This window comes from Bacillota bacterium (assembly GCA_012518215.1).
Taxonomy (GTDB): domain Bacteria; phylum Bacillota; class Dethiobacteria; order DTU022; family PWGO01; genus JAAYSV01.
This window is the reverse complement of the sequence record JAAYSV010000017.1, coordinates 1-24,787: the sequence shown is the minus strand read 5'-3', so window position 1 is coordinate 24,787 and position 24,787 is coordinate 1. Positions and strand designations below refer to the sequence as shown.

The following is a 24,787-nucleotide window of genomic DNA, read 5'->3' as shown; positions in this document are numbered from 1 at the left end:
AGGGGTCAAGATGGACTGGGGTACTGTTCAGACGTTCATAAGAAATATTTCCGCTTTTCTTGTTGTCATCCTGTTGGCCTATCTGACACTCCGGTATGGTCTGGGTTATTTTCGCCGGAGGTTTGATCAGGGGGTTATCAAGGTTGTAGAGAGGGTGATGTTGGATTCCCGAAGAGGGTGTGCTTTGTATATGGTGCAGATCGGATCTGATTTTTATCTGATCGGGACATCCCAGGGAAACGTCAGTCTTATCAAGGAGTTGCCTTCGGAGGTTATAGAAAAAGCGAGGAGCGAATACTCCTTGAACGATGAACCTACCGAGAAGATCTCCTTCCCGGAATTATTCAATGTTTTCAAGAAAGATAAAGAATAACAATGAAGTCGCTAGGAGGTAAACCGGGATTGCAGATATCCAACGGCAAGTGGATGTACCACACTTTAGCAATACTCTTGATCGCACTGATTGCCTTTTTTATGGTCGGTTGGGAAGACAATGAAGTATGCGCCCAGCCTGTGCAAATACCGGAGGTCGAATTTCGGATAGGTGGCAATGAGGAGGAAGATCCGGGGGAACTGGTCGGTTTTTTGCAGTTGTTGCTGATTCTGGCTCTGCTGAGCCTGGCACCGGCCTTCATCGTCCTGATGACATCTTTCACCCGCATCGTGGTGGTGATGGGATTTGTGCGCAATGCACTGGCTACCCAGCAGATTCCTCCCAATCAGGTTCTTGTCGGTCTGGCCCTTTTCTTGACGTTTTTCATCATGTATCCCGTGTTCACTGAAGTCAATGAACAGGCCATACAGCCCTATCTGGAAGGGGAGATAACCCAGGAGGAGGCACTGGAAGAGGGGGCGCTTCCGGTACGAGAATTCATGTTCTCCCATACGCGTGAAAAGGATCTGGCATTATTTGTTGATATTTCCAAAATGGATGCTCCCATGGATGAAGATGATGTGCCGTTGCACGTCCTGGTGCCTTCTTTCGTGATCAGTGAACTTAAAACCGCCTTTGAAATGGGGTTCTGGATATACGTTCCGTTTCTGATCATAGATATGGTGGTAGCTACCGTTCTGATGTCCATGGGGATGATGATGTTGCCACCTGTGGTCATCTCCATGCCTTTCAAAATTTTGCTGTTTCTCCTGGTTGACGGCTGGCATCTGGTGACCAAGTCGGTCGTGGAGAGCTTTTTATAATATCTTAGGTTGTGATGAAGATGACTCCTGAATCAGTACTGCAGGTTGCTCGTGAAGCGGTCACGATCATACTTTACATGGCCGTGCCGGTGGTAGGCGTGGGGCTTGTTGTTGGTTTAACGGTCAGTATTTTTCAAGCGACAACCCAGATTACAGAACCAACGCTTGCTTTTATACCGAAAATAATTTCGGTTTTTCTGGCGATCATGTTTTTCAGCGGGTGGTTGACGAATACGATTGTAGAGTTCACGCTGAGATTGTGGGAAAAGGGTCTGGGGCTTTTGTAGTATGTTACATCAAGACGGTTGATGTTCATGGTTGAAGCATGATAGCTTCGGCCCGGGTAATGATGAAGGAAGGAGCGTAATTCCCTTTGGCCTTTGATCCACTTGACCTCGAAACCTGGTCGGCATTTCTCCTTATCTTTGCTCGCATGGCGGCGATGGTTTTCATGTTTCCTTTTTTCCGCTACAGGGGAGTGCCGGTGTTGTTGCGGGTGTGGATTGCAATTTTAATATCTTTTTTATTGTTCATGACCCTGGGAGGGGATCAGGACACTTTTTCTCCAGGTGTGGTCAACATGGCCATGGCTTTTATCTCGGAGGTTCTGGTCGGGCTGGCGCTGGGTTTCCTGATCCTGTTGTTCTTCTCGATTTTCACCATGTCGGGGGAGCTGATCTCCCGGCAGGCGGGTCTGATGTTTTCGAGAGTGTTTGACCCTACCTTTGAAAGTCAGGTCAATGTGCTGGGTCAGTTTTATTCGATTTTTGCTCTTGTGTTCTACCTGACCATAAACGGACACCACCTGTTGCTCAGGTCCCTGGCGGAGAGTTACAGGTTGATACCCCTGGGAGTGGGGTTGTTCGTTCCGGAATTGACCGAAGGGGTGGTGCGTTTATCGGCGGATGTTCTACTGATTTCTTTCAAGATCAGTGCGCCGATCATATTTGTTTTGTTGACAGTCAACATAGCTTTGGGGCTGGTAGCCAAGACGGTGCCGCAGGTCCATATTTTCCTGGAGGCACTTCCGTTCAAAATATTGCTGACGATGGTTCTGATCGCGTTGCTGTTGCCCATAATAGGAAGTTTGTTGCCATCGTTGTTGGACTGGTTCGTGGGTATTTTCCACAAAGTGATGCAGGGGTGGGCTTGAGATGACCGACGAGTTGCGGCGGTGGGATCTGCAGCTGTTTGCAGAAACGGACGGGGAGAAGACCGAGGAACCAACATACAAGCGAAGGACCGACGCGCGTAAAAAAGGCCATGTCAACAGAAGCATGGAGATCAACAATGCTGCCAGCATTCTGGGGATCATGTTCCTGTTGTTCCTGCTGGGGGGAATAGTCTTTGATGGTTTCAGGGGTATGTTTTCCCTGTTCTTTGAAACAATGCTTTTACAGCCGGTTGGCGGACTGGACATAGCCTTCGTTACCAGGGAGGCCACCCTGCAATTCTTCAGGTTGTCCGGGCCGGTTCTCCTGGTGGCGGTGGTGGTGGGTTTCGCGGCCAGTGTGTTGCAGACGGGGTTCCTGTTCACATCACACCCATTGCAGCCCAAACTGGAAAAAATAAATCCCATCGAGGGTGCCAAGAGGATTTTTTCCAGAAGAGCCCTGTTCGATCTTATGAAAACCATACTCAAAATCGCCATTATCGGCGGGGTGACTTTTGTTTTTTTGAAAGGCCGGTTGAAACAGTTGCTGGTACTGATTGAACAGGATATCAACGTAAGTTCGTCGATATTGTGGAGAACGATGACCATGCTTGGGTTGACGGTGGGGCTTGTATACATAGCGCTGGCCGTGATCGATTTTATTTACCAGCGCTACGAATATGAAAAACAGCTGAAGATGACCCGCCGGGAAGTGAGAGATGAGCGCAAACAACTGGAGGGTGATCCCCTGATGAGGAGCAGGATAAGAAAGCAGCAGATGGCCATAGCCCGGCAGCGGATGATGCAGGACGTTCCCACTGCCGATGTGGTGATCACCAACCCGACACGGATTGCGGTGGCGCTCAGGTACGATCGGGAAGAGAATGATGCCCCGGTCCTGGTGGCCAAGGGGGCGGAGATCGTGGCCAGGAAGATCAGGGAGATCGCGGAAGAGAACGATGTGCCGATCGTGGAAAATCCGCCTGTTGCTCACATAATATGGAGGCAGACTGAAATCGGGCAGGAGATACCGGTGGAGCTTTACCAGGCGGTGGCAGAAATTCTGGCCGCGGTTTACCGTATCAAGGAAAAACAGGTTGTGTAATGTTTGTCAAGGGGGGAGGGGCGTAGATGCAATCACCAAATATGAGAGCGGGAAGTTCACCCTTGAGGCTGCTCATGAACAGCACCGATATCCTGGCGGCGGTTGCGTTTATATTTATCGTGGCTATCATCATAATCCCCATTACCCCGTCGATGCTGGACATATTGTTGACCATCAACATTGCCTTTGCCCTGATCATACTGCTGATCACGCTCTTTACCAGGGAAGTTCGCCAGCTGAATGTTTTTCCGGCGGTGTTGTTGATGACCACGCTCTTCAGGTTGGCGCTCAATATATCGTCAACACGGCTGATTCTCTCGGATGCTGCGGCCGGTAAAATCATTGCCGCGTTCGGGGAGGTAGTGGTCAGGGGGAATTATGTAGTTGGTTTTATTATCTTTCTGATCATTACCCTGGTTCAGTTCGTCGTCATTACCAATGGCGCAAGCCGGATCGCCGAGGTGGCGGCCAGGTTTTCGCTTGACGCGATGCCAGGGCGCCAGATGAGTATAGATGCAGATTTCAATGCCGGACTTATTGACGAGGAGACCGCACGCCAGAAGAGGATCGAGCTTCAAAAGGAGAATGATTTCTACGGTTCGATGGATGGTGCCAGCAAGTTCGTTCGCGGGGATGCAATTGCCGGTGTGGTAATTGTGCTCATCAACATTCTTGGCGGTCTGGCCATAGGGATGCTTCAGAAAGGAATGACTTTCGCCGAGGCAACGCATATCTACACGATCCTGACTGTCGGAGACGGCCTGGTGGCCCAGATACCGGCGCTTTTGATATCCACCTCCGCAGGAATGCTGGTGGCACGGTCGACGGCCGATGCATCATTCGGCGAGGAACTGTCGGCGCAGATCTTCTCGTTTCCCAGAGTAATACTCGTGGCTGCAGCATTGCTGCTCTTTCTGGGGCTGGTGCCCGGCCTGCCAGCCTGGCCGTTTCTGATTCTGGGAGCGGCCTGCGGGGCACTGGGGGCCACTTTGTTGAGAGAAAGCAAACAAAAACTTCTTCTGGAAGAAGAGCGGAAGATGAGAGAGGCGGCGGAAGAAGTTCCACCCGAACTTGAGGATATGAGTACAATGATCAAGGTGGAAGTCATGGAGATCGAGATAGGCTACAATCTGGTTACGTTGACTGATACAGACAACGGAGGGAATCTACTGGAGCGAATCACGGCTGCACGGCGCAGGGCCGTATCGGAACTGGGTTTTGTTATCCAACCTATACGGATCAGGGATAATCTGCGTCTTCAGCCCAACGAATATCTGATCAAGCTCAAGGGTAACGAGGTCGGCCGCGGAGAGATCAGGCCGGGGTTGTTCCTGGCATTGAATCCGGATGGTGAAATTCCCGAAGAACTTGAAGGGATCGTCACCCATGAACCGTCGTTCAACCTTCCTGCCCTCTGGATCACGGAGGAGCTCAAGGATCGGGCCGAAAGTATGGGATGCACGGTTGTTGATTCTGTAACGGTGATGATCACTCATCTGACCGAAATTATCAGAAACAATGCTTACGAGCTGGTGAGCAGACAGACTGTCAAGGAGATGCTGGAGAAGATCAAGGAGAGCAATCCGGCAGTGGTCGAAGAACTGGTTCCCGAGGTGCTTTCCATGGGTGACATTCAGAAAGTGTTCCAGAATCTGCTTCAGGAGAAAATTCCCCTGCACGATATGGTTACCATTCTGGAGGCACTTGCCGATCAGGGCAAACTGACCAAGGATCCGGTTGCCCTCACCGAGGCGGCAAGGCAGGGCCTTTCAAGGGCGATAACCAATATGTACACGGGGGGGACGGGTGTCCTGAAAGTGATCACGCTTGATCCCGCCCTGGAGAAGGAGATTGCCGATTCCTTGCAGGTTACTTCGCTGGGCAGTTTTCCGGTTCTTGATCCATTGAAAACACAGAAAATAATGGAGGGGATCACCAACCTGACCGGCAAATTGAAGGAAAGAGGAATTTCTCCGGCAATTCTTACTTCGCCGCGTATAAGGTTCCCGTTAAGGCAGATGTTGGCAAGGTTCATACCCCATCTGCCGGTATTATCGATCAACGAGATCCTGCCAGAAATCAAGGTTGAAGCAGTAGGGGTGATTGTCATTGAAAATTAGAAAATATTATGCCCGGGATCTTCAGGAAGGGATGCATATCATAAAGAAGGATCTGGGTTCGGAAGCGATCATCTTGCATACCCGCAAGGTCAGGCAGCCAGGTATTAAAGGGCTATTTTCGCCCAAGCAGATGGAGATCGTGGCGGCGCTTGATTCCCGGAAACCGGCCATTGCTGCCCTGGATAACGATGGGGGCAGATATTCTTTCAATACCGATAATCGCCTTTATCAGGAACTCAATGAGTTGAAGGGGATGGTGCACAAGCTGGTTCTGCAGAATGCACAGGTGTTGGACGACGAACAGGAAGACGATAGTGTCCTCTACTGGAAAAAGAGACTGGAAGGCCACGACCTGGACCCATCCCTCATCTTCGAATTGTTCGAGGAGGTAAAATCAAACCTGGAAGGGGAGGTCAAGCTTAACAGGGAAATTATAGGGATGATACTGCAGAAAAAGATCTCCCAGATAACAAAATGTGTGGAAGAAAAAGCGTTTCGCTACCAGATTTTTATCGGGCCTACCGGCGTGGGGAAGACCACCACGCTGGCCAAGGTTGCAGCCCGGTATTCGATTTACCAGAATGAGAATGTGGGCCTTATTACCATTGACCACTATCGTATCGGTGCTGTTGAACAGCTGCGCACCTATGCGGATATCGTGGATCTGCCGCTGGAGGTGGTCATGGCTCCCGACGATCTTGATGGAGCCAAGGAACGCCTCGAGGGGTGTGACCGCATTCTGGTGGATACAGCGGGCAGGGGCACCAACAATACCATGCAGATAAAGGAACTGGCTACCTATCTGAATGCATTCTCGCCTGCAGAGATATTTTTGGTCATCAGTGCCATGACCAGATGGCAGGATATCCGGCAGATTGTTGACAGTTTCAGGCCGCTCAAATTCAATCGGCTGATCGTGACCAAGCTGGATGAGACAAAAGTGGCGGGGGCCATTCTCAACGGGATTTATATTTCGGGCTTGCCGCTGGTATATATTACTGATGGGCAGAACGTGCCGGACGATTTGCAGGTAGCCAGGGAAGTTGACATACCGGCCCTTTATTTGAAGGGGGAAGATTGATGGCTGATCAGGCCGAACGCTTGAGACAGATATCACGCCAGAGTGGAATTGCCGGGACCAGCGTGGGGAATCAACAACCTTGCCGGGTGGTGGCGGTTTCCAGTGGCAAAGGGGGCGTGGGCAAGACCAGCCTGGTGGTCAATCTTTCCCTGGTGCTGATCCAGTGGAATTACGAGGTGGTGATCATAGATGCCGATCTGGGGTTGGCAAATGTCGATGTGTTGATCAATGCTGTACCCAGATGGTCACTGGCGGATGTGATCGACGGTACCAAGGAAATTCAGGACATCATGATTTACGGCCCGCAAAGGCTGAAGGTGGTTCCCGGCGGATCGGGGTTCATGAATCTGGCCAATCTTGACCACGATAATCGCAATCAATTGATAGATCGTTTCCGGGCGCTTGAATATGAAGGAAACTTCATGTTTATTGATACCGGGGCTGGCATATCTCGCAATGTATTAAGTTTTATTGCTGCCGCTGATGAATTTATCATCATTACCACGCCTGAACCGACGGCGCTGACAGATGCTTACGGGATGATCAAGGTGGTCACGGAAAATAACTACAAGCGCAGGATCAATGTTGTGGTCAATCTGATCCGTGATATGCATCAGGGGCAGGAGGTATTTGATCGACTGGATAGTGTATCCAGGCGTTATCTCCCGCAAGCTGAACTCAATTATCTGGGAGGCATACTGTATGATCCGGTGGTTTCACGGTCGATAGAAGAATGCAGGCCGTTCGTGCTCAGTTTTCCCCGGAGTGGCGCATCCCAGGCAGTGAGCAAGATTGCCAAGCGTTTCATTCAACAGGATAAGGCCATCACGGCACCCAGGGGTGTGAGAAGCTTTCTGAGCCGCCTGGCCAGTCTGATCAAATAACAAGGAGGATGATTTTTTGGCCAAACCAAGCTTCCTCAAAAAATATGACCAGATAAAAATTTACAACAGAGATGATAGAACCCATTACAAGGCTGTGGTACAGGATTTGAAGAAAGCGGGGCTTGTCATCAGCCAGCCAATCTCGAAACATGGCAAGTTGACCATGCGCTCGGGGTCATTGTGGGAATCTCATCTTGAGAGTGAGGACGCCCTGTATTATTTTGTATTGAAGGTTCTGAGGCAGGAGAAGGGCCACCCTCCCTTTTACCTCGTGGATTACCCGGATTCGGTACGCAGGCAGCAGCGCCGGCAATTTTATCGCCTGCCCTGTTACCTGGAACTGGAATACAGGATCATCCGTGAGGTTGAAGAGAAAGAGGAAGATGAAGAGCGCAAACATGACCGTGAGCTCATTGCCATACCGGAGGAGAAAGATGTATTGACAGACATGAAATCTTTCAGGGAGAAGATGGATGCCCAGGATACGGATGATATCAGGCATGGCGTGACCATCGACATCTCTGGCGGGGGACTGCAATTCATCAGTTCAAAGTACCTGACCGGCGGGACAGAACTTCTTATCAGCCTTCATTTGCAAGATGTGAAGGGCGGCCTGAGAGTAAAGGGCAAGGTGGTCAGATCATTTCCCGTACAGGTTGGAGCCTGGAAGAAATACCGGGTAGCCCTGTCATTCTTTGATATAGATGAAAAAACCAGGGATACGATCATCAAATTCATATTTGATCAGTCCCGGAAACGAGTACGGGAAATTTGAAGGAAGAGATACTTGTTGGCATGGATCAAGCGAGAGTTTTGGAAAGAGGCGATCTTCAATCATGGGGGGCTACGGGGGCAAGAAGTATGGCTACAAAGGAGACGATGCCGACAAAGAAAAATTGATCGTCGAATATCTTCCTTTGATCAGAAAAATATCCGGCAAGCTTTCCATTGCCCTGCCTCCGACATTGGACGAAAATGATCTTATCGGCAGCGGCATAATCGGGTTGCTAGAGGCTATGGAACGCTTTGATCCAGCCAGGGGAGTTGATTTCAGATCTTTTGCGTCTTTGAGAATCAAAGGGGCGATGATCGATGAGTTGAGAAAACTCAGCTGGGCACCAAGATCTTTTTTCACGCAATATCGTCATGTTCAGGAGGCCGGCGAGAAAGTTGCCCAGGAAATCAAACGGGAACCCACCTCGGAGGAGATTGCCCGTGAACTGGGGTGGACCGTCAATGAAGTGGATCAGGTCTGGGCCCATTACAATTTGCTGGCGATAATATCCATGGAAAGGGTGCTGTTTGCCGGGGATGACAACGAGGGGCTGAAGCTGGAAGAGTTGCTTGCGGACACAGATGATGGGCCGGATGATCATCTGGAAAAAAAGGAAAGAGTGGCTCTGCTTGCCCGATCCTTGAAGAAGTTGACAGACAGGGAACAGATCCTGTTGTCCCTGTATTACCATGAAGATCTGACGCAGAAGGAAATTGCCCGATTGTTGAATATTTCTGCGGTCAGGGTTTCACAAATTCATGCCGGTGCTTTGCAGAGGCTCCGGAAATTGCTCGGTAAAAAGATGAGGTGATTTTTACCATCGCAGAAGGGGGTATGGGTATGCTGGTCGCCGGTTTTATGTTGGGTTTTCTGACATCCATGGTCTTCTGTTGGTTCTGGTTGCGCCAGATAAAAGGCAATTATTCATTCAGCAATGTTATGAACCGGGAAGTTCTGGATGAGGATTACAAGGATACACTCATGAGTTTGCAGATAGAGGTAGAGAATCTCCAGGAAGAAATCAGGAAGATGGGTGACAATCTCACTGCGACCGGGCGCTCCCCTGCAGATGTTACGCCGTTGAGTCTCGGGCCTCCTTTGGTACATAAAGGCGGGACGGGTGCAAGCACCGGCAGGAATGTAAGAGTGAATCTGAAAAAACAGAAGCAGGGAGAGGTTCTGGGCCTCTGGGATGAAGGCCGGGGGGTGGGCGATATAGCCAGGGATACCGGCCTCGGACAGGGGGAGGTAGAATTGATCCTGTCGTTGAGAAACAAGCTGAACGAAAGGGAAATCTACAACAATTTTTGAAAGAGATGATGGGCGGAAAAGAATTTTTGAAAACAATGTGATGCAAATTTGATGAGAAGGAGGAGAGAGGATGCGAGGTCTTTACATGGCGGAAGGGGCGATGTTGACACAGCAGGTCAGGATGGAACTGATCGGTAACAACCTTGCCAATCAGCAGACCCCCGGCTACAAAAGGGATGATGGCATACAGACCAGTTTTGCGGAATGGCTTCTTTATGCACGCAATATCGTTCCGGGAAACGAGGGCAGTGCTCGAACCGGCAGGTTGCAGGAGAGAACATCGCTGCCCGTGGGAACGATGCCTCACAATGTAGCCATAGATGAAAGTTATACGCTGATGAGAAACGGCAATTTGCAGCAGACAGGAAGAAGCCTTGACTTTGCACTGATGGGCAACGGTTTCTTTCAGGTGCAGGTAGGCGATCGGGTCTTGAACACCCGCAACGGCCATTTTTTCCTCAACGCCGATGGTTACCTGGTCAACGCCGAGGGGCATATGGTACTGGGAGAGGATGGGTTCATCAGGTTGGTCCAGGATGGGTCGGTTATCCTTGAGAGGGACCTTTTTGTAAGTGAAGATGGGGCTATCTTTGTTGATGGAGGCCTGGCAGGTCAATTGCGGTTGGCCGCCTTCGATCCCGAAGCCAATTACACCAAAGTCGGCGAAAATTATTTTGAGCCTGTGGACACCGATGCAGAGCTCGATGTAAGGGTGTTTCACCGTTTTCTGGAAGGTTCAAACGTGGACCTGATCAAGGAAATGGTCTCCCTCATGGAAATAAAACGTAATTTTGAATCCGCACAGAGGGTGATGATTACTTACGACGGGATCCTTGACAAGGCAGCCAACGAGCTTGGTTCCCTGCGCTAGGGCGTTCCAAAGATCAGGTAGCTGCCGAGCGGCGGTTACTTGTGGTAGATAGGGGAATGTTTTATAATTACAAGTGAACAAAGGAGTGAGTATCATGTTCAGGGCCCTGTGCAACAATTTGACCGGTATGAGAGCATTCCAGTATTCCCTGGAACAGATTGCTGATAATATGAGCAATATAAACACCACGGGTTACAAGGCGTCTCATGCCTCGTTCAGCGAACTTCTGTACCGTAACGTGCAGGATCGTAGGCTTCCGGCAGCGCCGGGAGCTGGAGCGCTTGACCCCCAGGCAGGCAAGGGGGTAAGGATTTCTTCATTGACGACCTCTTTCTCCCAGGGAGCTCTGGTCCAGGGTAGCCGCCCTCTCGATCTGGCTATAGAAGGGGAAGGGTTTTTCAGGATAATCCGTCCTGACAACACGGTTTCCTATACCAGAAACGGCTCTTTTTATCTGGACGAGGCGGCCAATATCGTCACTGCGGAGGGTGATTTTCTTGATGTTCCGTTCAACCTTTCTGCACTGCTGCGGGATATGGACGGTGATCTGGGGGCTTTGGTGATAACCGCGGAAGGCGCAGCTTTGTGGGTTACCGAGGATGCTGCACCGGTTGAACTGGGCAATATTCAATTATATCGATTTATCAATCCTGCCGGGTTGGCTGCCGACCGGAACGGGCAGTATCTCCAGACGGCAGAGTCGGGAGGGGCGCTGGCCGGGCTACCGGGTCAGATCGGGTATGGAAAGATCAGGCAACAGTACCTTGAACGGTCAAACGTTGATCTTGCGGAAGAGATGGTGCGTCTGATTACCACACAGCGTGCTTTGCAATCAAACATAAGGGCGTTGATAACCACGGATGAGCTGTGGGCACTGACTATTTACATCAAGAGCTAGATGATTGATAGTATTGTTTTACCTACAACCGGTAAGGTGGTGATACAGTGAGTAAGAATATTCTTTCCCAGTCGGAGATTGATTCCTTGATATCGGCGATATCGGCCGGCCAAATAGAAGAAGATAAATCCACTTTGGATACTTCCGATGTCAAGGCCTATGATTTTCGCAGGCCGACCAAGTTTACCAAGGAGCAGATCAGGACGCTGAGAGTGGTCCATGACAACTATGCACGTATTTTGGGAAACTTTCTGACCGCCTATCTGCGGGTTCCGGTCAAGATAGAGGTTATTTCCGTGAGTCAGGTTACATACGAGGAATTCGTCTCATCCCTCTCCATACCCACGGTGGTGACATTGTTCAATATGTCCGAGGAGATGGGGATTGCTTTGCTGGAAATAAATCCTTCCTGCGCCTTCTCCCTGATCGACCTCAATTTCGGGGGGGATGGCAAGTCGGTGGCCAAAAGCCGGGAACTGACGGAGATCGAACTGGAAGTAATGCGGCACCTCAACGAGAAGTTGCTGGAGAACCTCAGTTATGTATGGAAGGGTATTGCGGCGCTGTCGCCCAAGATAGAGAGCATCGATACCAACCCCCATTTCAACCAGCTGATCGCTTCCAGCGAGACCATAGCACTGGTGACTTTGAGTGTCCAGATACATGACAACAAGAGTATGATAAATTATTGTTTTCCATACATCACGTTGGAGAAAGTGATCTCCAACCTTACTGCACAGCACTGGTTCAACGAGTACCAGAAGACTTCTTTCCGCCCCAGTTCCTCGGAGATGGAGGGTTATCTGACCAACGCGGAAGTAAATGTCAAGGCTCTACTCGGCAAAACAACCATCACCATGGAGGACTTCTTTCAGTTGCAGGAAGGGGATGTTTTGCAGTTGAACAAAAAAGAGGGGGAGCCGCTGGAACTTTTTGTAGAGGAACAGCTTGTACTGGTGGGTCATCCAAGTCTTGTTGAAGGGTACAATCTTGCCATACAGGTTACCGATTGTGTGGAAGGAAAGGGGACTGTTTCATAAGATGTTGAAGAAAAGGGATCATATGCTTTCCTCGGAAGAACTGGATGCCTTGTTGAAAGAAGCCCCGTCATCGGATGATGATGTAGAACAGAAGATGGAACTGGTTCTGGATTTTCCCCTGGAAATTTCCGTGCGCATCGGCGATACGAATATGAGCATCGGGGAGATAATGGATCTTTCTACAGGCATGATCATCGAGCTGAACAGAATGGTGGACGAAAATGTTGATCTGCTGGTGAACGGCAAACTCTTTGCCAAAGGGGAAGTTCTTTCCATGGGGGAATATTTTGGTATCCGCATTACCTCCATAGTGAAGCCCGTTGACCGTGTTGAAAAGTTGCGCGATAGGGAATAAAGTTGTGGAATAATTTTATCTATTTTTTCAAACAGGGCGGTAAATCTTTTGGGGACGGGGTGAGTTGAAGATGGAATATTTGACCGATGTTGAAAAGGATGCGCTTCTGGGATGTTTGAATATCTCGATGGGTTCCGCTTCCACGGCCTTGGCAACATTATTGGATAAAACAGTATTTATTACTTCTCCCAAGCTGGATGAAGTGTCGCTTGATGATGTCATGAGTGGCTGTGTAGTTCCGTGTATATACGTGGATGTGAGTTACATCGAGGGCCTCGGGGGAGGAAACGTGTTTGTTTTCAAGGAAAATGATGTCATGATCCTGAACAATCTTTTGAATGACATTGCCCCGGAGGATGGGCTGCTGGCAGTGGACGATGTTCAGGACAGTGTGGTCGGCGAAGCTATAAACAAGATGGTTGGTTTTTCTGTAACGGCGATGTCGGAGATGCTTGACCGGGTGATTGCGATCAATCCTCCGGTCATCGGGCGGCTCCTTCCGTCGGCAAAGGAATTTCCGGCTCCATCCCTGGCCGGTACAGAAGGCAAGGTGCTGCAGGCCACCTTTATTTTGAAAGTCGAGGAACTTGTTGACAGTACCCTCATCCTTATTATTCCCCTTGACGCAGCGCGGGAACTGGCCCGGGCTTTACTTGATGATCTGAACCGAAGCATGGAGCTACCCGAACAGGAAATGGCCGATACCGATGCAGATGATGCTGCTACATTGCCCGATGCCGGATCCGGGTTCTCGTTGACCCCGGAGGAAGGCGATGATGTGAGTATTGCGCCTGAAACGGAGGGGGAAGAAATTCCGGATAGTGCTGCGGAAAAAATGGATGGCATCCTTCAACCGGAACCTGAAATATCCCCCGAAACCGAAACGGACGAGGAAATCAACCGGATCATATGGTCAAAAGAAAATCCGGATCTTGCCGGTAAAAAAGAGAAAACGCTTACGTTGAAGGAAAGAATGCAGAAGCTGGAGATGGTCAAGGATATACCGATTGAATTGACCGTGGTCCTGGGGAAGAATGTTTTACCGATGGGCGACCTCTTTTCTGTCGGAAAAGGCAGCCTTGTACCTTTGAGACGTTATGCCAAAGAACCCGTTGATGTTCTGGTTAACGACCAGATGGTGGCCAAAGGTGAGATAGTTGTGGTCGACGGGAAATTGGGGGTTAGAATTACTTCCATCGAGTCCAAACTTCCCAAGATGTTACAGAAAGGTGCTGTCAAGTGAAAGCGGGGTGGGTAGATTGGAGGATACCAAAGAACAAGACAGCATGGGCGAGGTGCAACTGGTTGCGTTTGTCCTGGAAAATGAAGAGTTTGCCGTTGATATAAAGCAAGTAAGAGAAGTTCTGAAGATAACCAAGATTACCCCCCTCCCCCGTTCCATTGATTTTATCGAGGGGGTTATCAATCTCAGGGGCGAGATCATACCGGTTATCGACCTCTGCAAGAAATTTGGATTGGAACGTATCGAGGGGCGGGACGAAAGTGGCAGAATCATCATTGTAGAGATCGAGGATGATGAGGTGGGGTTGATCGTGGATGCGGTTACTGAAGTTATCCGCCTGCCGAAAAACTCCATTCAGCTTCCTCCGACGGATGTGGCCGGAACCCACAATGATTTGATTCAAGGAATAGGCAAGATGGATGAACGCCTGATCATAATCCTCAACCTTGAAAGGATATTGACCACCGAAGAAAATATTACTTTCGAAAAGCTGACCCTGCCGGAGGCAGATTCTCAATAAGTAAAAAGGGGCGTTCATATGGACGAGTACAGGGAGCTGTTTTTATCCGAGGCAAACGAGTATCTGCAAATCCTCAATAATTGTTTGTTAAAGATGGAAAAAGATCCTGAGAACCTTGAAAATCTGCAGGAAATGTTCAGGATTGTCCATAGCCTCAAGGGCATGGCCGGAACCATGGGTTACGAACTTTTAACCCAGGTTTCCCATCGCCTGGAATTCTATCTTGAAAAATTGAAGTCCGGTGAATTTTCCGTGACCGCGGAGACGATCGATCTTCTCTTTGATTCTGTCGATGTTTTTCAGGGGCTGATCATTTTCCCGGAGGCTCCCGAAGAGAAGGAGAAAACAGCTGCGACACGGTTGTTGGAGAAGTTGGAACGACATCTGCAGAAAAATGGCGAACCGGGAATGGAAACCCCGGTCCCTTCCACCGACGACGAAGAGGCGCCTGTAACATTTGATTTCAATGCCGAGGAAAAAGAATTTTTGTCCGCAGCCCGTACCAGGGGCGAATTTACCTATCTGGTCAGGGTCATCTTGCACAGGGAAACGATGATGAAGTCTGTACGTTCATATATGGTAATTCGCGCCCTGGAGGATTTTGGTGAGATCGTTTCCACGGAACCTTCCATGGAGGACCTCGATGAGGAAAAATTCGATTGCAGCTTCAAGGTAGCCATTGTCAGCCCTTCCCTTTCCATGAGGAAAGTGGAGGAAGGATTGTTGAAAATAGCCGATGTGGAAAAAGTGGAGGTGGTGGAGGCACCGGATATAAAGCCTGTTTCTACGGAGGAAGATATCGATCAAACTCCGGGTGCACGGGATGACAGGCCCAGGGATAAAGAGAGAACTCTTGCCAGGAAAGAAAAAACAACTGGCCCCGAAGCTCCGAAACCGGTTTCCCGGACCGGGCTGATAGAGAAGACGGTACGGGTGGAAACTGCCAAATTGGACGAACTGATCAACCTGATCGGCGAGATGGTGATCACCAGGAACAGCGTGCTGGAAAAAGGTACGGGGCTGCGGGAGGATCTGGATCACTCGCTCGAGCAGATGGAAAGAATAATTACGAACCTGCAGGATGTGGCCATGAAACTGAGGATGGTGCCCATCAAGCAGGTTTTTGAACGTTTTCCACGCATGGTACGGGATATCAGCAGGGAAAGTGGAAAAGACATACAGATCGAGATAAGCGGTGAGGAAACAGAATTGGACCGTTCAATCATAAACCAGTTGCCCGATCCGCTGGTACATCTTCTGCGCAACGCCATCGACCATGGTATCGAGGACATCGATGAGAGGATAGCGGGGGGGAAGGATAGAACGGGGAAAATCAAATTGAAAGCATTTCATGAAAGTAGCTATGTTGTCATCATGGTAGAAGATGACGGAAGGGGGATCGATCCTGAAAGTATCGAGAAAGCAGCCCTTGAAAAAGGGATTGCCAGCGAGGATGAACTGTCGCGGATGTCGGAACAGGAAATCCTCAACCTGATATTTTACAGTGGTTTCAGCACTTCCTCGACAGTTACGCAGGTTTCGGGCAGGGGTGTAGGCCTGGATGCTGTAAAATACAATATAGAGTCGATGCGCGGTTCCATCGAGATAAAAAGTGAAGTGAACCGGGGAACCAAGTTCATACTGCGCTTTCCGCTGACCTTTGCTATTATCAAGGCATTGCTGGTCAGGACGGGAGAGCAGATTTTTGCCATCCCCATAGAATCGATTCGTGAGAATGTGTTTATCAAATCCCACCAGATCAAGTCCATACAAAAAAAGCGGGTTATCGATATCCGCGGAGAGGTGATATCTCTATACGATCTGGGCAGTTTGCTCGATACCAGCGTGGAAAGCCCGGAAGGGGTCTCCGAATATCCGGTGGTGATCATCGAAGTCGGTGACAGGAAAGCCGGGTTCATGGTGGAACAGCTGATCGGCCAGCAGGAAATCGTGATCAAATCGCTGGGGCATTATCTTCAGGGTATAAAGGGCATCACGGGGGCAACAGTTCTGGGAGATGGGCGCGTAACCTTGATTCTGGATATAATCGGCCTGTTGGAAGATAGGAGGGTGGAAGTTGGATAAAACCGTGTTAATCATTGATGATACTGCTTTTATGAGAATGACGCTGAGGAGTGTTCTGGAAAGAAACGGATACAAGGTTATCGGGGAGGCGGGGGATGGAGTGAAAGCCGTGGAAATGTTCAGGGAATTGAAGCCATCCCTGGTAACTATGGACATAACCATGCCCAACATGAACGGGATAACAGCGATAAAAGAGATCATGAAAATAGATGAGGCGGCCAAAATTATCGTGGTCAGCGCGATGGGGCAGAAATCAGTGGTTATCGAGGCGCTCAATTCGGGAGCCATGGATTTTATCGTCAAACCTTTCAGGCCGGACCGTATCATCGAGGCATTGAACAAAGTATCCAATCAGGGAGGATGAAGGGCAGATGGCTCAAATACCCCGGATAAGCGAAACGCGGCTTGATTTTTTGAAGGAACTGGCCAATATCGGCGTGGGAAATGCAGCGACCTCTCTATCAGAGATGTTGAATAATGAGAAAATAAGTATGGAAGTGCCGGAAGTGGTAGTCATTCCTTTGCAGGATATTACCGCTTTTATCGAGGAAGAACAGCCCGTTGCGGCTATTTTTTTTGAAGCACGAAGTGAAGATTTCAAATTGATGATTATCTTGATTCTCCCCGAAAAATCTGCGCAGGTGCTGGTCCGCAAAGTATTGCCGACCCCCTCGGAAAAAATGGGAGAGATGGAGCGTTCGGCATTGACAGAGATAGGCAACATTGTGAACAGTGCCTATCTGAATGCGCTTTCTGCCCTGACGGGAATTACCATCATGCCTTCACCGCCAAACATGGCGCTGGACATGGGGGGAGCCATACTGGGAACGATCCTTGCTGAAACATTCATGGTCGAAGATTATCTGATCCTCTCCGTAACATCTATATCCACAGAAAAAGATGACATCACGGGTAACGTCATCGTCTTTCCGTACCAGGGGTCAATGGAACGTATTTTCAATATCATGGGAGTTTAATGGAAGATGATCCTGAAAGTTAAAATAGCAGATCTGGCCGTGCTCAAAAGTGCGGGTATTTTAATGACGGTCGGGTTGGGTTCCTGTGTAGGGATTGCCCTGTATGACCGTCAGGTCAGGGTTGCGGGTCTGGCCCATGTTCTGCTCTATGATAGCCGATATTTTTCCAGGAGGGGCAGCCTGGAACCAAACCCCGCCAAGTACGCCGATACAGCCATTCCTGTTTTGATCAACAGGATGGAACTGGCGGGAGCGGATCGAAAAAAGATATGGGCCAAGATTTCCGGGGGAAGTCAGTTGTTCGATCTGAACAAGGCTGCCATAAAAATTGGGGAGAAGAATGTGGAGATGGTCAAGCAGACATTGAAAAAATGCGCCATTCCCCTCATTGCTGAAGATACAGGGGGCAATCATGGCCGGACCATGAGGATAGAGGTAGAGACGGGAAGGGTTTATATTACCACCATAGGACGGGAAGAAAAAATACTATGAAAACCAAAAAAATTCGTGTTCTGGTTGTGGATGATTCGGCACTCATGCGCAAGATAATTTCCGACATCGTGTGTAAGCAGGATGACATGGAGCTGGCAGGAACCGCCTACGATGGTGAAAACGCCCTCAAAAAGATCAAATTGTTGTCTCCGGACGTGGTGACCATGGATCTGGAGATGCCCAAACTTGATGGCATCTCCACACTGAAAACAATCATGGCCAGGGACCCCCTGCCGGTCATTATCATCAGCAGCTATACACAGCGGGGCAGCGAAAAAACGATGGAGGCGCTGATCCATGGAGCAGTTGATTTTGTAGCAAAGCCCCTGACCGGTATCGGCGACACCATTGAGGAATTGAAGAAGGTTCTTCCAGCCAAAATCAGGGGTGCTTCCGGGGCCAGATTATATTCCGGTCGATTGAGGTACCCCGGAGCAATTCCCCGGAAAAAACGGGGGGATAAACAGGAAGCTGAAGTAGTGGTGGCTATCGGTGCTTCCACGGGCGGCCCCCGGGCTATCGAGGAAATTTTGAAGGAATTACCCGCTGATTTGCCGGCAGCAACGCTCATTACCCAGCATATGCCCGCAGGTTTTACAGCTTCCCTGGCCCAGAGACTGGACCGGATATCCAACCTCGCGGTCAAAGAGGCGCAGGAAGGGGACCTTCTGCTGGAAGGGGAAGTCTTGATCGCTCCCGGGGGGTTTCATCTCAAAGTAAAAGACAGGAAGATTGTCATTGACAGTGGGTGCAAGGTGAACCATGTTCGACCGGCTGTAGATGTGATGTTCGAATCACTTGTTTGGCTGCCGCTGCCGGTAGTAGCCGTGGTTTTAACCGGCATGGGGCATGATGGTAAAAAAGGAGTGCAACTTCTGAAGAACAATAAAAAGGAAAAGGTGATAGTAATGGCCCAGGATCCACTTACCTCTGTGGTGAAAGGTATGCCGGAAGCGGTTATCAAAACAGGCCATTGCGATTCCATAGAACAATTGTCGGCCATGTCCACACAGATCGTGAACCAGGTATACAGTTTGAAGAGAAACAATTGTAAAACGGACACATTGTCCGATCTGGAATGAGGAGAGTTGCTTTGTTCAAGGAAGAATGGGACTATGGGAAATTCAAATCAAGGTTTTACAGTAAAACCGGACTTGACCTTGAATCGTACAAGGACCAGCAGATGGAACGCAGGATACGACACATGATGCAACGTGAAAAATGTGACGATTTCCATGAACTGTTCATCAGGTTATCCAACGACGCCGATTTCATGCATAGATTCATGCATTACATCACCATCAACACCTCGGGTTTTTTTCGTGATGCAGTTGTTTTTGACAGGATCAAAAACAACGTCCTTGATGAGCTCAAACAGAAACATGCAAAATTGAGATTCTGGAGTGTCGGTTGCGCCAACGGGGAAGAGCCTTACACATTGTCCATCATCCTTGATGAACTGAAGCTGTTGTCCCGGTCCCACATAATGGCCAGTGATTTTGATACCAGGGCGCTGGAATATGCCCGGGTGGGGGCTTACAATGAACGCCAGGTTGACAGTGTTCCAAAGAACCTGTTGCAAAAATGTTTTGCCTACAGGGATGGAAACTATGTTATTGATGACAGATACAGGAGGAAGATACGTTTTTTCCAGGAAAATATTCTGGAGCTGAGAACCGGGAACAAGAAACCGTTGCACCTCATTCTATGCCGCAATGTTTTTATTTATTTTAAAACTGCGGTCCAGGAACGGATCATTCATTATTTCTCTGATTTGCTGGACGAAGGAAGTTATCTCGTTATCGGTTGCGCGGAGTACATCAATGACCCCCGTACATTCGGGCTGCAACGGAAATATCCTGCTATCTACAGGAAATCCTTTTGAATTTACCATTGTTGGATCGGTTTTCTGCCAACGAATGTAAGCCTGTTGCAGATTCCGGAAGGGGTGTCTGTTCCGGGGGGAAAGAAAAAGTTTTGCTGTTCCTGGCCGGACAATTGATACTTTATTTTGTTTTTCAGGTATGCCGAACACAATCATGCAAGTGTATTTCATTGTGGCCGGGTGCAAATTGCAGGAAAAACCCCGTGCTGATATCATCGGGGCAGGCGATGCAAGCTCATGGGGATCTTTATTTCAAAAGAAATATGGTTCGGCCAATTGCTGATGTGGGATTGCCATGAGGCGCCAGCTATGTTTTAATTGATTTATCGTATGCATGTCAGGTAATTTACAAGGCATGCAATTTCGAGAAGGGAAGAAGGGGGAGCAGGCGTGGGTAAAGAGAAGACTATTGCCGGTATAAATGAAAAAATAAAAAAGGGAGAAGCGGTAGTCGTTACTGCAGAAGAGATCATCTCCCTGGTGGAAAAAGATGGCCTCGAGAAAACAGCTGCCAATGTGGATGTGGTTACGACGGGCACATTTGGCCCCATGTGTTCCTCCGGTGCATTTCTGAATGTGGGCCATACCAAACCAAGAATAAAACTTTCCGAAGCCTTCATCAACGGGGTTCCTGCATATGCCGGGATAGCGGCTGTGGATCTGTATATCGGGGCAACATCCCTGCCCTTGAACGATCCCGCCAATCAGAAGCATCCGGGCGAATTCAATTACGGCGGCGGCCATGTAATCGAGGACCTGGTTGCCGGCAAGGAAGTTGCCTTCGAAGCCCGTGCGTACGGCACGGACTGTTATCCTCTGAAAAAAGTCGAGACACGTTTCTCCCTGGCAGACATAAACGAGGCTTTTCTCTTCAATCCACGCAATGCTTACCAGAATTACAACGTGGGAGTAAACCTTTCCGAACGGACCATATATACGTACATGGGAATCCTCAAGCCCAGGATGGGCAATGCCAATTACAGTTCCGCAGGCCAGTTGAGCCCCCTTTTGAACGATCCATACTTGAAGACTATCGGTATCGGTACCAGGATATTCCTGGGGGGAGGTACAGGTTATGTGGCCTGGAACGGGACCCAGCACAATCCCTGCGTGCCCCGTGAAGATAATGGAACGCCCAGCGGATCCGCCGCAACACTTGCCCTGATCGGAGATATGAAACAGATGGATAGCCGCTGGTTGAGGGGTCTGAGTTTTGTCGGTTATGGGGCAACCTTGAAGGTGGGTATCGGGGTGCCGATTCCCATCATCAACGAGGAAATATTGAAGTATACCGCGGTCAAAGACGAAGAAATATTTGCGCCTGTCGTGGATTATAGCCAGGTTTACCCGCAACGGGAAAGCGGCAATCTGGGGTTATGCAGTTATGCCGATTTGAAATCGGGTATCATCAATATAGATGGCAAGGAAGTGGTGGCGGCGCCACTTTCAAGTTACGCCGGTGCAAGGGAGATCGCGGAGACACTGAAAGAATGGATCTTGAAAGGGGATTTTCTGCTGACCGGAGCATCTGCGATGCTACCGGGGCATGACGCAAATATCACGTTGAAATCCAGAGATTGATCGGCGGGACTGTCATCACCAGGCCTTGCCATGTGGAATCTGTTTCGGTCAGTGAGGCAATCCTTGCTGTAAAAAATGAATCGGCCGCAAAGACTACCTGTTTCTTGACAGTCATACGTGCATGAATGGGCTACGGAAAATGATTGAGGGGAGGCGTTCGGGATGATCAAACAGAAGGTAGTTCTTCATTTCCCGGCTTCGACGGTGGAACAGCCGTTTATCTATTATCTGGTCCGGGACTATGATCTCATGGTCAATATATTGCGGGCCAAAATAAATCCGCGTAAAGAAGGCAGTCTGGTTGTAGAGCTTGGCGGCAACAAGAACAATTTCAAAAAAGGGATAGATTGGTTGAAGTCCAAGGGCGTGAAGATTGACACCCTGAAACAGCAGATCATATGGCGGGAAGATAGATGCACCCACTGTGGTGTCTGCTCCATAATTTGCCCTACCGGGGCGCTCCATATCCAGAGGCCGGAGATGACCGTGGCATTTGACGAGACCAGATGTATTGCCTGTGAACATTGCCTGAAAACATGCCCGGCCAGAGCGATGGAAACTCTCATGGAGAATGCGGGATGAAGGCTGTACGAAATTATCGTGAGATGATCCGGCATGGCGGGATGAGATCATTCACGGTAAAAATAAAGGAAACCGATCTCTGGGTAGCTTTCGATGCCGATCATGATCTCGATTGTTGTCGGCTGGCCGAAGACACCAGGGAGTATCTCCGGCGGTGCAGGCTGGATCTGGAGAACTACATCGGCAAATACCCGGAGTTTGGAAGAACTCTCCAACCCTATCCGGTTGGTGAAAATGAAGAAGTTCCCCCCATTGTGCAACGGATGATCATGGCCGGAAATGCCGCCGGAGTCGGACCGATGGCCGCGGTGGCAGGAGCCTTCGCCGAGGGGGTAGGAGAATTCCTTCTTCGAAGGACACGTAACGTGATCGTGGAAAACGGCGGCGATATATTTCTCAAGACAGAAAGGCCTTGCAAGGTCGGCATCCATGCGGGGGATTCGCCGCTGAGTGGCAGAGTGGGTGTGGAGATTCCACCCGGTGATACCCCCGCGGGAATATGCACCTCGTCGGGGACAGTGGGCCATGCTTTCAGTATGGGGAAAGCAGATGCCGCCGTGGTGTTTTCGCCCTCCACCCCTCTGGCCGATGCAGCGGCCACGGCCCTCGGCAATGCGGTCAAGGATAAAGAATGCCTGGAAGAAGCTCTCCATTTCGTGAGTGCAATAAAAGGTGTCACGGGTGCGCTGGTGATTTGTGAAGACAGGCTGGCCGCCTGGGGCAAGATAAAACTCTGTTGACATGGTTTTTCTGTCGTTGGTTCTTCGGGGCGGGTTCTTACCGGCCCTTTCAAGTTTACATCCGAGATCGGGCACAACCACAAATTGAAATGATAGGGGAGGGGATCGATAGATGATCGATTTCAATCTTGAAGGAAAGGTAGCCCTGGTAACCGGCGGTAGCCGGGGGATGGGCCTGGAAATTGCACGCAACATGTTGGCACAGAAGGCGAAAGTGGCTATATGTGCGCGGAAACAGGAAGGCCTGGATCGCGCCGGAGCAGAATTGGGGGGCGCTGACAATTTGCTCATGGTCCCTGCACATATTGCCCGGGAGGATGAGGTGGACAATCTCTTTGGCAAGGTGAAAGAACATTTCGGCCGGCTGGATATCCTGATCAACAACGTGGGCATGAATATCATGACCAGTTCTGTAACCGACATCGATTACTCCCTCTGGAAAAAAATCATCGACTCGAATCTTAACGGTACCTATCTCTGTGCAGTGCATGCCTCCAGGATCATGAAGGAACAGAAAGCAGGGAAGATCGTCAATATTTCTTCCATAGCCGGCTCGAGGGCCAGCGCGGGAATGGGGGTTTACGGGGTTGCCAAGGCGGCGATAGAGATGCTGACCAGGGTCCTGGCAGCCGAGCTCGCCGATGACGGCATTCTTGTCAATGCCGTGGCTCCATGCATGGTAAAAACTGATTTCAGCAGGCCATTCTGGTCCGATCCGGCCTTGCTGGAGGAAATCGAAAGAACGATACCCCTTTGCAGGATTGCTGAACCGGAGGATATCGTCAAGGTGATCCTCTTCCTCTCCTCGGAGGCATCGGACTTCATTACCGGGCAGACCATCACTGTGGATGGCGGCGCCATGGCAATCTAGAGGGAAAACTGACACCATGACTGACCGGGCTTTATAATGGAGTTTTGTTAATTTTCTCCCCGCCGGTTTTGCGGTGGATATTGTGTCTTGCTTAAAAATTGCCGGTAAGTTATAATTCCTATACGGTAATCATGTTCGGGCCGGCATAGCTCAATTGGCAGAGCAGCTGAATCGTAATCAGCATGTTGGGGGTTCGAGTCCTCTTGCCGGCTCCACCATGCCCGGGAAACCCCGGGCATTTTTGTTTATTGGGGAATGATGGTGGGCTTGAAACCGGCGTTGACATAACACCATACAGACGAATTCGTTCCCCAAAAAGGTTGTTCCCCGCACGGGGATATTGATCAAATACCGATCCATTATTTTCTATCCCCGTGTAAATGCTGCCCCTCGCATGGCGGCAATGGCCGGGAAAGGTTCCTGTTCATTATGCCATCATTTTTATTTTTTGCGACATCAGCACCACTACAGTCAAGCATACTGTTTTCCATTGCTCGAGATTCCACGCTGTGCTATGCTTACCAATTCAGGTTGGCATTTTAGCATTACTTTCCCCCTAGGGCATAGTGCTTGTGTATTTGCGAAAAACCGCTTGTTCTGAATGACAACGTAAAAGCCCTCCTACCCACGGGAGAAGATGCACTACCTGTCATTCTGAGAGAGCGGCTGTAGTTTGCCGCGACCGAAGAATCCCCTCCTCGTATACACCCTACTACCGGCATAAACTGGTTCCTGTTTTTTTCTCTTTTTTTGTTTCCTGTCATTCCGAGCGAACGGCTGTTGTTAGCCGCGACGAGGAATCTTGACCACTTACTTTTCTCTTACAATCAATTTTGGCCATAACCGCATATTATTGGCCTAAATTGGTTCCTAGTTTTTATCTTTTCCCGTACCGATATGTTGGCGACAGCGACATAGAGTGAATGGTTGCCATAGCCGGTGAAGGCGAGGAAGCGAAACGGGACTGCCGACGTGATGTCGGCAGCCGGATACTTCACAGGACGTGAAGATTGGAGGTGTT

General features: G+C 49.7%; 27 protein-coding genes and 1 tRNA gene. All 28 read left to right on the top strand.

Translation table 11 applies throughout. The features are described from left to right. The first annotated feature begins 10 nt into the window (after nt 1-10). Complete coding sequence (locus tag GX364_03190; GenBank protein ID NLI69856.1) at nt 11-373, top strand: FliO/MopB family protein; 363 nt, start codon at nt 11-13, stop codon at nt 371-373. Between the two features lie 53 nt (nt 374-426). Next, the gene (gene fliP / locus GX364_03185; protein ID NLI69855.1) at nt 427-1,197 is read left to right on the top strand and encodes a flagellar type III secretion system pore protein FliP; all 771 of its coding nucleotides are present in this window, start codon (nt 427-429) and stop codon (nt 1,195-1,197) included. 20 nt (nt 1,198-1,217) lie between these two features. After that, nucleotides 1,218-1,484 carry a flagellar biosynthesis protein FliQ gene (fliQ, locus tag GX364_03180; GenBank protein NLI69854.1) on the top strand — a complete coding sequence of 89 codons (267 nt, stop codon included), beginning with the start codon at nt 1,218-1,220 and terminating at the stop codon, nt 1,482-1,484. 86 nt (nt 1,485-1,570) lie between these two features. Further along, entirely contained in the window at nt 1,571-2,350 is a 780-nt protein-coding gene (fliR, locus tag GX364_03175; GenBank protein NLI69853.1) for a flagellar biosynthetic protein FliR, read from the top strand. Nucleotide 2,351: 1 nt separating this feature from the next. Next, nucleotides 2,352-3,455, top strand: a complete 1,104-nt coding sequence (flhB, locus tag GX364_03170) for a flagellar biosynthesis protein FlhB (protein ID NLI69852.1) — start codon at nt 2,352-2,354, stop codon at nt 3,453-3,455. 26 nt (nt 3,456-3,481) lie between these two features. Further along, a complete protein-coding gene (gene flhA / locus GX364_03165; protein ID NLI69851.1) occupies nt 3,482-5,575 on the top strand; it encodes a flagellar biosynthesis protein FlhA in 2,094 nt (697 codons plus the stop codon). Next, nucleotides 5,565-6,656, top strand: a complete 1,092-nt coding sequence (gene flhF, locus GX364_03160; protein NLI69850.1) for a flagellar biosynthesis protein FlhF — start codon at nt 5,565-5,567, stop codon at nt 6,654-6,656. The genes flhA and flhF overlap by 11 nt, the downstream gene beginning before the upstream one ends. Beyond that, nucleotides 6,656-7,540: a MinD/ParA family protein gene (locus tag GX364_03155; GenBank protein ID NLI69849.1), complete on the top strand. Its 885-nt coding sequence runs from the start codon at nt 6,656-6,658 to the stop codon at nt 7,538-7,540. Before flhF ends, GX364_03155 begins: the two co-directional genes overlap by 1 nt. 16 nt (nt 7,541-7,556) lie before the next feature. Continuing rightward, complete coding sequence (locus GX364_03150) at nt 7,557-8,315, top strand: PilZ domain-containing protein (GenBank protein ID NLI69848.1); 759 nt, start codon at nt 7,557-7,559, stop codon at nt 8,313-8,315. Between the two features lie 61 nt (nt 8,316-8,376). Beyond that, nucleotides 8,377-9,126, top strand: coding sequence for a FliA/WhiG family RNA polymerase sigma factor (locus GX364_03145; protein ID NLI69847.1), 750 nt, complete (start codon nt 8,377-8,379; stop codon nt 9,124-9,126). 29 nt (nt 9,127-9,155) lie between these two features. Next, on the top strand, nt 9,156-9,626 hold the full coding sequence (locus GX364_03140) for a DUF2802 domain-containing protein (protein ID NLI69846.1): 471 nt from the start codon (nt 9,156-9,158) through the stop codon (nt 9,624-9,626). Between the two features lie 70 nt (nt 9,627-9,696). Then, complete coding sequence (locus tag GX364_03135) at nt 9,697-10,497, top strand: flagellar hook-basal body protein (protein NLI69845.1); 801 nt, start codon at nt 9,697-9,699, stop codon at nt 10,495-10,497. A gap of 94 nt (nt 10,498-10,591) precedes the next feature. Further along, on the top strand, nt 10,592-11,395 hold the full coding sequence (locus tag GX364_03130) for a flagellar hook-basal body protein (protein ID NLI69844.1): 804 nt from the start codon (nt 10,592-10,594) through the stop codon (nt 11,393-11,395). 47 nt (nt 11,396-11,442) lie between these two features. Further along, nucleotides 11,443-12,435 (top strand): flagellar motor switch protein FliM, encoded by a 993-nt coding sequence (gene fliM / locus GX364_03125; protein NLI69843.1) that lies wholly within the window; start codon nt 11,443-11,445, stop codon nt 12,433-12,435. A gap of 1 nt (nt 12,436) precedes the next feature. After that, complete coding sequence (locus GX364_03120; GenBank protein NLI69842.1) at nt 12,437-12,790, top strand: flagellar motor switch protein FliN; 354 nt, start codon at nt 12,437-12,439, stop codon at nt 12,788-12,790. Nucleotides 12,791-12,860: 70 nt separating this feature from the next. Then, complete coding sequence (fliY, locus tag GX364_03115; GenBank protein NLI69841.1) at nt 12,861-14,033, top strand: flagellar motor switch phosphatase FliY; 1,173 nt, start codon at nt 12,861-12,863, stop codon at nt 14,031-14,033. Between the two features lie 43 nt (nt 14,034-14,076). Then, a complete protein-coding gene (locus GX364_03110; protein ID NLI69840.1) occupies nt 14,077-14,553 on the top strand; it encodes a chemotaxis protein CheW in 477 nt (158 codons plus the stop codon). An 18-nt stretch (nt 14,554-14,571) separates the two neighbouring features. Then, nucleotides 14,572-16,638 carry a chemotaxis protein CheA gene (locus GX364_03105; GenBank protein NLI69839.1) on the top strand — a complete coding sequence of 689 codons (2,067 nt, stop codon included), beginning with the start codon at nt 14,572-14,574 and terminating at the stop codon, nt 16,636-16,638. Continuing rightward, nucleotides 16,631-17,002 (top strand): response regulator, encoded by a 372-nt coding sequence (locus GX364_03100; protein ID NLI69838.1) that lies wholly within the window; start codon nt 16,631-16,633, stop codon nt 17,000-17,002. The genes GX364_03105 and GX364_03100 overlap by 8 nt, the downstream gene beginning before the upstream one ends. Before the next feature lie 7 nt (nt 17,003-17,009). Further along, on the top strand, nt 17,010-17,615 hold the full coding sequence (locus tag GX364_03095; GenBank protein NLI69837.1) for a chemotaxis protein CheC: 606 nt from the start codon (nt 17,010-17,012) through the stop codon (nt 17,613-17,615). A 6-nt stretch (nt 17,616-17,621) separates the two neighbouring features. Continuing rightward, nucleotides 17,622-18,107 (top strand): chemotaxis protein CheD, encoded by a 486-nt coding sequence (locus GX364_03090; GenBank protein NLI69836.1) that lies wholly within the window; start codon nt 17,622-17,624, stop codon nt 18,105-18,107. After that, nucleotides 18,104-19,189, top strand: a complete 1,086-nt coding sequence (locus GX364_03085; protein NLI69835.1) for a chemotaxis response regulator protein-glutamate methylesterase — start codon at nt 18,104-18,106, stop codon at nt 19,187-19,189. Before GX364_03090 ends, GX364_03085 begins: the two co-directional genes overlap by 4 nt. Before the next feature lie 11 nt (nt 19,190-19,200). After that, a complete protein-coding gene (locus GX364_03080) occupies nt 19,201-19,992 on the top strand; it encodes a protein-glutamate O-methyltransferase CheR (GenBank protein ID NLI69834.1) in 792 nt (263 codons plus the stop codon). Between the two features lie 390 nt (nt 19,993-20,382). After that, the gene (locus GX364_03075; protein NLI69833.1) at nt 20,383-21,573 is read left to right on the top strand and encodes a hypothetical protein; all 1,191 of its coding nucleotides are present in this window, start codon (nt 20,383-20,385) and stop codon (nt 21,571-21,573) included. A 162-nt stretch (nt 21,574-21,735) separates the two neighbouring features. After that, entirely contained in the window at nt 21,736-22,155 is a 420-nt protein-coding gene (locus tag GX364_03070) for a 4Fe-4S binding protein (GenBank protein ID NLI69832.1), read from the top strand. Beyond that, nucleotides 22,152-22,895, top strand: a complete 744-nt coding sequence (locus GX364_03065) for a UPF0280 family protein (protein NLI69831.1) — start codon at nt 22,152-22,154, stop codon at nt 22,893-22,895. The genes GX364_03070 and GX364_03065 overlap by 4 nt, the downstream gene beginning before the upstream one ends. A 112-nt stretch (nt 22,896-23,007) precedes the next feature. Continuing rightward, on the top strand, nt 23,008-23,766 hold the full coding sequence (locus tag GX364_03060; GenBank protein NLI69830.1) for an SDR family oxidoreductase: 759 nt from the start codon (nt 23,008-23,010) through the stop codon (nt 23,764-23,766). A 139-nt stretch (nt 23,767-23,905) separates the two neighbouring features. Then, nucleotides 23,906-23,981 (top strand) — tRNA-Thr (locus tag GX364_03055). Nucleotides 23,982-24,787 lie beyond the last annotated feature (806 nt).